The following is a 10,590-nucleotide window of genomic DNA, read 5'->3' on the forward strand; positions in this document are numbered from 1 at the left end:
ATGACCGAGACGACGAGGATCACCGCCCCAGGACTGGTCATCGGCACCGTCGCCGGGCTGTTCACCGCGCTGTTCACGCTGATCGCCGGCGCACCGGCGGCGTGGGCGGTCACCGCGGGGCTGATGCTGGCGGTGCCGCTGGCGGCCTTCGGCGCCGGGTGCAGCGCGCTGCGGCTGCGCGGGGTGCTGCGCGGCGGCGCGTTCGCACCCGTCGCGCTGTACTGGCTGATCGCGTTCCCGCTGGCGCGGCTGGTGCAGGAGGTGGGCACCAGGCTGGCGGTGGGCGACAGCTTCTCGCTGCCGCCGCAACCGGTTTCGTTCCTGATCTACCAGGCGCTGATCAGCGTCGGGTTCGCGATCGGTTTCGTGTGGGTGCAGGAACGGCTGGTCCGGGGTGGTGCCGGGAGATGAGCGCACCGGTCACCACCACCGACGATCAGCCGCGCGCGTTGACGAGTCGCCCCTCGTCGACGTGCTTCGGCTCGGGCCGCGCGCCACCGCGCCGGTCGTCCTGACGAGCCGATTCGATCGCGGCGGACGTGGCCAGTCCCAACATGCGCCCGTCCGCCGCGAATCCACGCGGCATGCGTTCGAGACGGCGCAGGATGCTTCCGATGATCCGCATTGTGCTCACCTCCTCCCGATTCGTTCCTTGCATACAGTATGCCGTCGGGATGTCCGGTTGGCGAAGTCCTTGTGAGCAGCAACACCCGAGCCGAGCGGACGGTGACACCGATGCCCGAGAAGTGGGCGATGATCGGACTGCACACGCCGAAGCTGGAGGCGCGCGACCACCACGGCCGCCGCTACCGGGTCGGCGAGCGACCGCGCGAGCTCACCGGCCTGCCCCGCGCGGCGATGCTGTGGGCCTGCTGGCTGCCGATGCTGCTGGTCGGAACCATGCAGTACGCCTTCGGCGCGGCCATACCCGGACTGCTGGCCGCCGGGCACGACCTCGCGGGCCTGTGCTGGACGCTGGCCGCCTGGGCGGTGCTGCAGGCTGGCGCCGGACTGCCCAGCGCCCACTTGCGCCAGCACGACCGGACCGGACCGCGGGCGATGCTCCTCACCGGCGGCTTCCTCTGCGCCGCAGGCGTTCTCAGCCTCGGTCAGGGCGTGCTCGCCGGGTACGCCGCGCTCGGCGGGATCGGGGCCGGGCTGGTCTACGCCGCCTGCACCTCCACCACCGAGAAGTGGTTCCCGGAGAACCCCGCCGCCAGGGTCGGCATCGTCACCGGCGCCTTCGCCTACGGCGCCACCCCGTTCGTCATCGCCCTGACCCTCGCGCCACGGCACGTCGAGGCCGGGCTCACCGCCTTCGCCCCCGCGCTGCTCGTGGCCGTGACCGGATGCGGCCTGCTCATCGCGGACCCGCCGCGGCACTGGTGGCCGGCGCACGTCGACCACAACCGCTGGGCGCGGGCGAACCCACCCGCCGCGCGGGAGTTCTCGGTCACCGAGGCGCTGCGGACCCCGGCGCTCGCGGTGATGGCCGCGAGCCTGTTCTGCGCGGCCGCGGTCTCGCTGTTCGACGCGGCTTTCCTGGCGCTGCTGGCCGCGCCGCTGTCCCCGGTCGCGGCGATCGCGCTGTTCGTGGCCACCAACGGCGCGGGCCGGACGCTGGCGATGGCGATCGCCGCACGCCTGGGTCGCCGCCGCACGCTGCGCTGGGTGGTGACCGTCCAGGCCGCGGGTCAGGTGCTGCTGCTCATCGGCATCGAGCAGGCCTCCGCCGGATGGCTGGTGGCCGGAGCGACGATCGCCGGAGCCGGCGGCGGAGCCTTCTACCCGCTGTTCGCCGCGCTGGCCCGGGAGTCCTTCGGCCAGCACCGCAGCATCGAGGTGCACGGGCTGGTCTACAGCGCGAAAGCCGTCAGCGGCGTGGTCGGCATCGGACTCGGCTGGGTGGCGCTCGCGACGTGGGGCGCACCGGTCGCGCTGGCGCTCGCCGCGGTGCTGTCGCTGGGCTCGGCGGTGCTGTGTGGACGGTGGCACCGACCCGGGTTCCCGAAAACCCTTCCCACCGCCAAGCCTTGATCGGTATAGGTTCGAATGCGAAGATCTTTCCGCTTGATGTGGTGATCATGGGCTCGCGAGCCCCGGGAAGGTCGGCCGATGAACGCCGAAATCGATGTGATCGTCGTCGGAGCCGGCATCAACGGCCTGGTCGCCGCCGCCGAACTGGCACGGGCGGGCCGGTCGGTGCTGGTGCTGGAGCGCAGCGACCGGCTCGGCGGGTTCATCGCATCCGAGCAGCGCACCGTCCCCGGCTACATCCACGACACCTACTCGTCGTGGCACCCGCTGTTCCTGGCGGGCCCGGCCTACGCCTCCCTCGGCCCGCAGCTGCACGAGCACGGGCTGGTCTACCGCAACACCGACTCCTGGGCCGCGGCCAGCGTCGCCGACGACGGCCGGGTGACGATGAGCCACCGCGACCCGGCCACGACCGTCGAAGCATTCGAGCACGACGACGACCGGGACGCCTACCTGTCCATGCTGGACCGGATCGGCGCCAACATCGCCGCCATCAACCGGATGCTCGGCGGCGAGCTGCGGTCCTGGTCGATGCTGTGGCAGGGCGCCAAGCTGATCAACACCGGTGGTGTGCGCGGCGCCGAGGGCTGGCTGCGGCAACTGGCCACCAGCGGCCGGGCCCTGTACCGGCGCGAGTTCCGAGGCCACGAGGTCGACCACCTCTTCACGCCCTGGCTGCTGCACGCCGGACTGGGACCGGACCACGCCTCCGGCGGGCTGATGACCGGCCTGCTCGCCGCCGGGCTGCACGGCGCGGGTCTGCCCGTCGTGGAGGGCGGCGCCAGCAACTTCGTGACCGCGTTCTCCAAGCTGCTGGACTCGCTGGGCGTGCAGGTCGAGACCGGCACCGAGGTCGAGCGCGTCCTCGTCGAGGACGGCCGCGCGAGCGGCGTCGTCGCGGGCGGACGGGTGCTGCGCGCGCGGCGCGGAGTGATGGCCTCGGTCGCGCCCTCCGCGCTCTACGGCCGGCTGCTGCCGCCCAGCGCGGTCAAGCCGCAGCTGGTGCGCCAGGCCGAGAAGTTCCGGTACGGGCGAGCGGCGATGCAGATCCACGTCGCCCTGTCCGCCCCGCTGAAGTGGCGCGACGAGCGGCTGTCGGCGTTCCCGATCGTGCACCTCACCGACGGCTCGTCGAGCACCGGCATCGCCTGCGCCGAAGCCGAAGCGGGACTCCTGCCGCGCCGTCCCACCGTCGTGGTGGGAAGCCAGTACCTGCTCGACGAGACCCGCGTGCCCCGGGGCGCGGCATCGCTGTGGCTGCAGCTGCAGGAACTGCCGTTCCACCCGCTCGGCGACTCCGCCGGGGAGCTCGACACCAGCCAGGGCTGGACCCGCGAGCTGGCCGAGGGATACGCGCGCCGGGTGCTCGACCGGCTCAACGCCCACGCCCCCGGGCTGCACGACCTGGTGTGCGCGGTCGACATCATCAGCCCGGCGGAGCTCACCGCGCACAACCCCAGCGCCGCCGAGGGCGACCCCTACGGTGGCAGCACCGAGCTCGACCAGAACTACCTGTGCCGTCCGCTTCCCGCGGCGGGCAACCACGCCACCCCGATCCCCGGCTTGTGGCACATCGGAGCCTCCACCCACCCGGGCCCCGGCATGGGTGGGGGCTCCGGCTACGCGGCCGCCAACGCCCTCATCAAGCGCACCCGCTGAACCCAGCCCTCCGCGAACTCCGGGAATCACGTACTACGACGTTTCCGGGGTGACCGACCTCGAGATGAGGTGTAATTTCGGAGAATGGAATAATGATCTTCGCTGCGCGATGATCATTATCGCCAGATGACCGATCAGCCCAAGGCATTGCGTCATACCGCCGAATTCCAACTCGCCCCTTCGAACCCCCGGGAAAAATGGCAATCGGATTGGGAAAATCCGGAACAACCGAAGATTTCGTCCGTCATCGCAGGTCAGCTCGCGCGGATGACGACCCGCCCACGATGCGCGGCCGATTCGTCCTTGACCGGCTCGTGGGCCCGAATTATGGTCCAGACCACTAACAGATTCGGCGATTCCCCTTCCGCGACAGGCATTGTGAACAACGGATCGCAGCCGATGGGTTCCGCTGTTCGGAATCGATTCACCCTGTCGCGACTTCCCCCGAAGGAGCTGACAATGCCCAATCGCAAGATCTCCGCAGCCATGGTCGGTGCCGCCGTCGCACCGTTCCTGATCGCGATCCCCGCCGGGACCGCGAGCGCCCACGGCTACGTCGACGCCCCGCCGAGCCGCCAGGCCCAGTGCGCCGCCGGCACCGTGCAGTGCGGTTCCATCACCTACGAGCCGCAGAGCGTCGAGGGCCCGAAGGGCCTCAAGAGCTGCAGCGGCGGCAACGAGAGCTTCGCCGAGCTCGACGACGACTCCAAGGGCTGGACCGCCACCCCGATCGGCACCCAGGCCACCTTCAACTGGAAGCTGACCGCCGCGCACTCCACCACCACCTGGGAGTACTACATCGGCGACAAGCTCGTCGGCTCGTTCGACCAGGGTGGCCAGCAGCCGCCGCAGCAGCTGTCGCACAACCTCGACCTGTCCGGCTTCAGCGGACCGCAGAAGGTGCTCGCGGTGTGGAACGTCGCCGACACCGCCAACGCCTTCTACGCCTGCATCGACGTCAACGTCGGCGCCATCAAGTAGGCACCACCGCGATGACGAGAAGGCGGGCCCGACCCCTCGACACCGGGCCCGCCTTCTCACGTCCAGACCACAGTGGACACCGCGGCGCCGAGTTTCCCCGGGCTCCCACGTGGTGTATCCAGGACCGGTGACCGAGTTGGTGCTGGGCCCCCTGCTGCGCTACGTCGACCAGAACCGGGCGACCGTCTGGGTGGAGACCGACGGGCCCTGCACCGTCGAGGTGCTCGACGCCGCCGAGCACACCTTCCAGGTCGGCGGCCACCACTACGCGCTGCTCACCACCCACGTCACCGGCCCGACGCCCTACCAGGTGCGACTCGACGACCACCTGGTCTGGCCCCCACCGGACACCGCCCCCAGCGTGATCCGCCCGGTCACCCGAACCGACCGGCTCACCGCCCTGTTCGGCTCGTGCCACTTCGACCGGCCCACCGCGGGCCGCGACCGCCACGGACCCGACGCGCTGACCGCCACCGCCGCCCGCATCGCCGCGACCCCGGAGGACGAGCGACCAGACCTGATCATGCTGCTCGGCGACCAGGTCTACGCCGACCAGCCCACGCCTCCCGTGCGCCGCGAACTGGCCGAGTTGCGCGGCCTGCGCCGACCGACGACCGACGAGGTCGTGAACTTCGATGAGTACACGCGCCTCTACCGGCACGCCTGGCGGGACCCCCCGATCCGCTGGCTGCTCTCGACGCTGCCGAGCATGATGATCTTCGACGATCACGACGTGCGCGACGACTGGAACACCTCCCGGAGCTGGCGCACCGCGATCTCCGGACAACCCTGGTGGCGCGAACGCCTCCTCGGCGGACTCGTCGCCTACTGGATCTACCAGCACATCGGCAACCTCAGCCCCGACGACCTCGCCGCCGACCCCGTCTTCCGCGAGGTCCGCGAGGTCGGCCGCCACGGCGACGCGCTGCCGGTGCTGCGCGAGATGGCCGCCCGCGCCGACCGCGAGGACCAGGGCGAGAAGGGCATGCGCTGGAGCTACTACCGCGACCTCGGCGGCGTGCGGCTGGTCGTGCTCGACACCCGCTGCGGGCGGATCCTGGAGACCAACGAACGCGCCATGCTCTCCGACAGCGACTTCACCTGGCTGCGCGACATCGCCGCCGCCGACCGCCGGCACCTGGTGCTGGCCTCATCCCTGCCGTGGCTGCTGCCGCCCGCCGTGCACCACCTGCAGTCGTGGAACGAACGCGCCTGCACCGGCGAGCACGCCGCGCTCGCCGAGAAGGTCCGCCAAGCAGGCGATCTGGAGCACTGGGCCGCGTTCCGCGCGTCCTTCGACCGCCTCGCCGAGCTCATCGGCGACCGCGCCGCGGACACCGACGCACCCGCGACGATCAGCGTGCTCTCCGGCGACGTCCACCACAGCTACTTCGCCGAAGCCGACTACCCGCGCGCGCTGAACTCCCGCATCACCCAGCTGACCTGCTCGCCACTGCACAACCAAGCCCCGAAACCGCTGCGCGGGCCGCTGCACGCCGCCTGGTCGCACAACGCGGCCCGCCTGCTGCGGACGATGTCGCAACGCGCGGGCATCCCCCCGCTGCCGCTGCACTGGCGCCGGATCGACGGGCCGTTCTTCGGCAACGCCATCGCCCAGCTCGACTACCACGGCAGCCGCGCACAGGTGACCCTCTGGGAAGCCACCGCCGACGACGCCCTCGCGCGAACCCGCGTCCGCCGATTGACCTAGACCAGGAACGAGAACAGCGGCGAACCCGGGGAAACCTGCTCGATCTGCAGCGGCGATTCCTTCATCCGCGTCAGCAGGTCGTCGAGGTCGTCGGCGTTGTCGAGCTCGATGCCCACCAGCGCCGGACCGGTCTCCCGGTTGTTCTTCTTGACGTACTCGAAGGCGACGATGTCCTGACCCTCGACGAGCACGTCGTCGAGGAAGTGCCGCAGCGCTCCCGGCTCCTGCGAGAAGGTGACCAGGAAGTAGTGCCGCAGCCCCTCGTGCAGCAGGGAGCGCTCGACGATCTCGCCGTAGCGGCTCAGGTCGTTGTTGCCACCCGAGACCACGCACACCACCGGACCGCGCGGTTCCCGCTCCAGCATCCGCGAAGCGGCGCTGGCCAGCGCACCCGCGGGCTCGGCGATGATGCCCTCGGTCTGGTAGAGCTCAATCATCTCCGTGCACACCGCGCCCTCGGGCACGGCCACCAGCTCGTCGACCAGCTCGCGCGCCACCTCGTACCCGAGGTCGCCGACCCGGCCGACGGCCGCGCCGTCGACGAAGGTGTCCACCGCGGGAAGCTTGACCGGCGCGCCCTCGTCGAAGGCGGCCCGCATGCTCGCCGCACCGGCGGGCTCGGCACCGACCACGCGGATCTCCGGGAAGTGCTCCTTGAGCCACAGCACGATCCCGGCCAGCAGTCCGCCCCCGCCCACCGGCACGATCACGGTGTCGATGGGGCCGTCGTGCTGCTCGGCGATCTCCAGGCCCACGGTGCCCTGACCGGCGATGGTGCGCGGATCGTCGAAGGGGTGCACGTACACCGCGCCGGTGCGCTCGGCGTCGGCCTTGGACGCGGCGCTGGCCTCGTCGAACGAAGAACCGACGATCACCGGCTCGATCCACTCGCCGCCGATGGTGGCGATCCGCTTGCGCTTCTGCCGGGGGGTGTTCGCCGGCAGGTATACGCGACCCTTGATCTGCAGCTCGCGGCAGGCGAACGCCAAGCCCTGCGCGTGGTTGCCCGCGCTCGCGCAGACCACCCCGCGCTCGCGCTCCTCGGCGTTGAGCCCGGAGATGAGGTTGAACGCACCGCGCACCTTGTAAGAACGGCAGACCTGCAGGTCCTCGCGCTTGAGGCGCACCGGCACGCCGAGCTCCGCGCTGAGGCGGCTGCTGGTTTCCAGCGGCGTGCGCCGGACCACCTGTCGCAGGCTGGTGCCGGCCCGGAAGATCGCGGCGGGAGTGAGCTCAACGGACACCCGCTGATACTAAAGCCGCTGGTGAATCAGACGGCCGCCGGGTGGCTCAGGTCTCAGGCGGATCCCGCCGCCACACCGCCCGGTACCGCTCCGCGGCCTCGGCATCCCGACGTCCGCGCACGGCCGACCCGTGCCCGGGCGGGAACCCGTACCGGGTGAGCCTGCTGTCCACGCTGTCGACCGAACTGGTCAGCACGATCCGCGCCACCACCAGCACCCCCAGCAGCACGGCTCCCGCGGCGATCGGCCACGCCCCGCCCAGCACGCCGAGCCCGACGAACAGCACCACCCCGATCGGAGCGACCTGCAACAACCCCCGGATCAGCACCCGCAGCACCCACGTCCGGCAGGTCGCGTCGTGCAGGACCCAGTCGCGGTACCGCTCGGGCAACCTGCCGCCGTACTGGTAGGCCACCCACCGCGCAGGCCCCGGACGCATCATCCCCCCACGATAGAGACCGTGGGACGGCCTCCGGGAACCGCGGTGATCACGGCCGAAGACGGGGGTGATCCCGGTCGTTCGAGCTGCCAAGGTGGGAGAACCCCTGGTCGCAGCGCTGAGAAGGACTCGCAGAGATGTTCAACGTAGAGAAAGTCCGGTTGGCCGGTGCCGATGTCGAGCTGCCCAGGATGCTCCCCATCGAGCAGCGCTACGCCGCCGAGTCGGTCGACGACCTCGAAGGCACCCTCCGCGCGCAGGTGGCCGAGCACGACCGCGCGCACCCGGTCAGCGGCAAGCGCATCGCGGTGACGGTCGGGAGCCGGGGCATCGCGCAGCTGGACCGCATCGTGATCGCCCTGGTCGGGGCGCTCGCCGAGCACGGCGCCAAGCCGTTCGTGGTGCCGGCGATGGGCAGCCACGGCGGCGGCACCGCGGAGGGGCAGCGGCAGGTGCTGGCCGAGTACGGGGTCACCGAGGAGACCGTCGGGGCACCGGTGATCTCGTCCATGGAAACCGTGGTGATCACCAGCCTCGCCGACGGCACACCGGTGCACTTCGACGCCGAAGCCGCGCAAGCCGACAGCGTCGTCGTGCTCGGCAGGGTCAAGCCGCACACCGACTTCCGGGGCACGCACGAGAGCGGTCTGGCGAAGATGATCGCGATCGGCCTGGGCAAGCACCGGGGCGCGGCCACGCTGCACAGGCACGGCTTCGAGAAGTTCGACACCTTGATCCCGGAGGCCGCCTCGGCAGCACTGGACGTGGTCCCGTTCGAGTTCGCGGTGGCGGTCGTGGAGAACGCCTACGAGAACATCGCCCGGCTCGAGCTGGTCGCGACCGACCGGATGCTGGAGCGCGAAGCCGAGCTGCTGGCGGAGGCGAAGTCGCTGATGCCGAAGCTGCTGATGTCCGACATCGACGTCCTCGTGGTCGACGAGATCGGCAAGGACATCAGCGGCGCGGGCATGGACCCCAACATCACCGGCCGCGCACCGGTCAACGCCGACAAGTTCCACGCGACGCCGATCAAGCGGATCGTGGTGCTCGGGCTGACCGAGCACACCAACGGCAACGCGTGCGGACTGGGCCTGGCGGACCTGACCACGCAGGGGTGCGTGGACCAGATCGAGTTCGGCTCGTTCTACACCAACTCGCTGACATCGGGCGTTCCGGACGGCGCGCGGATCCCGATGGCGCTGGCCAACGACCGGGACGCGATCGTGGCCGCCCTGCACCTCACGCGAGGCCCGCAGGAGCGACCCGCGAAGGTGGTGCGCATCCGCAACACCCTGTCGATGCCGCGCGTCGAGGTCTCCGAGGCGTACGCCCGGGAAGTCGCCGAACACCCGGACATGACGGCCCTGGGCGAGCCGCTGCCCTGGCAGTTCGACGCCACCGGCCGCCTCCCGAAGCTCCCACCCGCGCACTGACCCGTCCCACCGGTCCGACGACCGGATTTCAGTGGAAATCAGGCCCCACATTTCAGTGGAAATCCGGGTCCCGATTTCCACTGAAATCCGGTCTTTGCGCGTCGGGGCCGGCTTCTTCTCGTTGGCTTCGAGCATTGATTTTGGTCGGCACTGAAGGGATAGGTGTCAGTAACGGGTGTATGGGGTGTGCGCTGGGCGGATAGAATCCGAGGTGGCTACCCCCATCACCCGATCCGGCGAGTTCCGCCGGTTGCGCGGAAGGCGAGGGCAGACGATGCAACTTCCGCTGACCACCGAACGGCTCGTGGTCCGGGACTGGACCGCCGACGACGCCGACGTGCAGGCCGCGCTGGACCTCTACGGCCGTCCCGAGGTCACCGAATGGCTGACCCCGGTGATCTCCAACGTCGCCGACCTGGCCGCGATGCGCGCCGTGGTGCACTCCTGGATCGAGTCGCAGCCCAACCTCGTGCCACCGACGGGCCGCTTCGCGATGCACCGCCGCGAGGACTCCCAGGTCGTGGGCGGGCTGGTGCTGCGCATGCTGCCGCCCTACGACCACGACCTCGAACTGACCTGGCAGCTGCGGCCCGACGAGTGGGGCCACGGCTACGCCACCGAGGCCGCGATCGCCCTGCTGCACTGGGCGTTCACCTTCGACATCGACGAGATCTTCGCGCTGGCCCGGCCGGACAACACGCGCGCGATCGCCACCGCGCAGCGCATCGGCATGGACTGGGCGGGCGAGACCACGAAGTACTACGACACCTCGCTGCAGGTCTACCGGGTCAGGTACAGCGATCTGCCCGACGTCCCGGGCGTCGGGGACACCGAGGACTGAGCCGGAAACATCACTATCCGTGGCGAAATAAGCCGCCATCGGGTGATCACAACAGGCCCGGACGGCGGTTTCAGGATGTAATCCTGGAGTTGTCGCTCGAGCGCCGAGAGGGGCGCACCCGACGGAGGAACCTTGCCACGGCCACACGACAGGAATCCGGTCCCGCCCCGGCGCCCCGGGGGGCGGCAGCCGGCCAGACCGCTCCCGCCGCGTCGGCGCCGCAAGCCGATCGGTCCTCGGGTCGT

10 protein-coding genes are annotated in these 10,590 nt (G+C 70.6%); 7 read left to right on the top strand and 3 right to left on the bottom strand.

Annotation, left to right across the window (positions count from 1 at the left end):
- On the top strand, positions 1-411 hold the full coding sequence (locus AB0J91_RS17160; RefSeq protein WP_363869554.1) for a hypothetical protein: 411 nt from the start codon (positions 1-3) through the stop codon (positions 409-411).
- Positions 412-436: 25 nt separating this feature from the next.
- On the opposite strand, the gene AB0J91_RS17165 is transcribed toward AB0J91_RS17160, so the two are convergent.
- On the bottom strand, positions 437-625 hold the full coding sequence (locus AB0J91_RS17165) for a hypothetical protein (protein WP_363869557.1): 189 nt from the start codon (positions 623-625) through the stop codon (positions 437-439).
- A 110-nt stretch (positions 626-735) separates the two neighbouring features.
- On the opposite strand from AB0J91_RS17165, the gene AB0J91_RS17170 reads away from it, so the two are divergent.
- From AB0J91_RS17170 to AB0J91_RS17185, 4 genes are all read left to right on the top strand, one after another.
- Positions 736-2,037, top strand: coding sequence for an MFS transporter (locus tag AB0J91_RS17170; RefSeq protein ID WP_363869560.1), 1,302 nt, complete (start codon positions 736-738; stop codon positions 2,035-2,037).
- Between the two features lie 78 nt (positions 2,038-2,115).
- Complete coding sequence (locus AB0J91_RS17175) at positions 2,116-3,696, top strand: NAD(P)/FAD-dependent oxidoreductase (protein ID WP_363869563.1); 1,581 nt, start codon at positions 2,116-2,118, stop codon at positions 3,694-3,696.
- A gap of 459 nt (positions 3,697-4,155) precedes the next feature.
- Positions 4,156-4,677 carry a lytic polysaccharide monooxygenase auxiliary activity family 9 protein gene (locus AB0J91_RS17180; RefSeq protein ID WP_363869566.1) on the top strand — a complete coding sequence of 174 codons (522 nt, stop codon included), beginning with the start codon at positions 4,156-4,158 and terminating at the stop codon, positions 4,675-4,677.
- Positions 4,678-4,804: 127 nt separating this feature from the next.
- Positions 4,805-6,388 carry an alkaline phosphatase D family protein gene (locus AB0J91_RS17185; RefSeq protein WP_363869569.1) on the top strand — a complete coding sequence of 528 codons (1,584 nt, stop codon included), beginning with the start codon at positions 4,805-4,807 and terminating at the stop codon, positions 6,386-6,388.
- Here AB0J91_RS17185 and ilvA read toward each other — a convergent pair.
- Positions 6,385-7,632 carry a threonine ammonia-lyase IlvA gene (gene ilvA, locus AB0J91_RS17190; protein WP_363788767.1) on the bottom strand — a complete coding sequence of 416 codons (1,248 nt, stop codon included), beginning with the start codon at positions 7,630-7,632 and terminating at the stop codon, positions 6,385-6,387. The two genes, AB0J91_RS17185 and ilvA, sit on opposite strands and share 4 nt — an antisense overlap.
- A 46-nt stretch (positions 7,633-7,678) precedes the next feature.
- Complete coding sequence (locus AB0J91_RS17195; RefSeq protein ID WP_363869572.1) at positions 7,679-8,071, bottom strand: DUF5313 family protein; 393 nt, start codon at positions 8,069-8,071, stop codon at positions 7,679-7,681.
- A gap of 137 nt (positions 8,072-8,208) precedes the next feature.
- Between AB0J91_RS17195 and AB0J91_RS17200 the strand changes: the two genes are divergently transcribed.
- Together AB0J91_RS17200 and AB0J91_RS17205 are read left to right on the top strand one after the other, a co-directional pair.
- Positions 8,209-9,504: a lactate racemase domain-containing protein gene (locus AB0J91_RS17200; protein WP_363869575.1), complete on the top strand. Its 1,296-nt coding sequence runs from the start codon at positions 8,209-8,211 to the stop codon at positions 9,502-9,504.
- 274 nt (positions 9,505-9,778) lie between these two features.
- A complete protein-coding gene (locus tag AB0J91_RS17205) occupies positions 9,779-10,345 on the top strand; it encodes a GNAT family N-acetyltransferase (protein WP_363788350.1) in 567 nt (188 codons plus the stop codon).
- Positions 10,346-10,590 lie beyond the last annotated feature (245 nt).

This window comes from Saccharopolyspora sp. NPDC049357 (genome assembly GCF_040677225.1).
Taxonomy (GTDB): Bacteria; Actinomycetota; Actinomycetes; order Mycobacteriales; family Pseudonocardiaceae; genus Saccharopolyspora.

Bases quoted from the DNA above. Each gene is read 5' to 3' on its own strand.
- AB0J91_RS17175 (WP_363869563.1), top strand. From the start codon at position 2,116: ATGAACGCCGAAATCGATGTGATCGTCGTCGGAGCCGGCATCAACGGC.
- AB0J91_RS17205 (WP_363788350.1), top strand. From the start codon at position 9,779: ATGCAACTTCCGCTGACCACCGAACGGCTCGTGGTCCGGGACTGGACC.
- AB0J91_RS17200 (WP_363869575.1), top strand. From the start codon at position 8,209: ATGTTCAACGTAGAGAAAGTCCGGTTGGCCGGTGCCGATGTCGAGCTG.
- AB0J91_RS17165 (WP_363869557.1), bottom strand. From the start codon at position 625: ATGCGGATCATCGGAAGCATCCTGCGCCGTCTCGAACGCATGCCGCGT.
- AB0J91_RS17180 (WP_363869566.1), top strand. From the start codon at position 4,156: ATGCCCAATCGCAAGATCTCCGCAGCCATGGTCGGTGCCGCCGTCGCA.
- AB0J91_RS17170 (WP_363869560.1), top strand. From the start codon at position 736: ATGCCCGAGAAGTGGGCGATGATCGGACTGCACACGCCGAAGCTGGAG.
- AB0J91_RS17195 (WP_363869572.1), bottom strand. From the start codon at position 8,071: ATGCGTCCGGGGCCTGCGCGGTGGGTGGCCTACCAGTACGGCGGCAGG.
- AB0J91_RS17160 (WP_363869554.1), top strand. From the start codon at position 1: ATGACCGAGACGACGAGGATCACCGCCCCAGGACTGGTCATCGGCACC.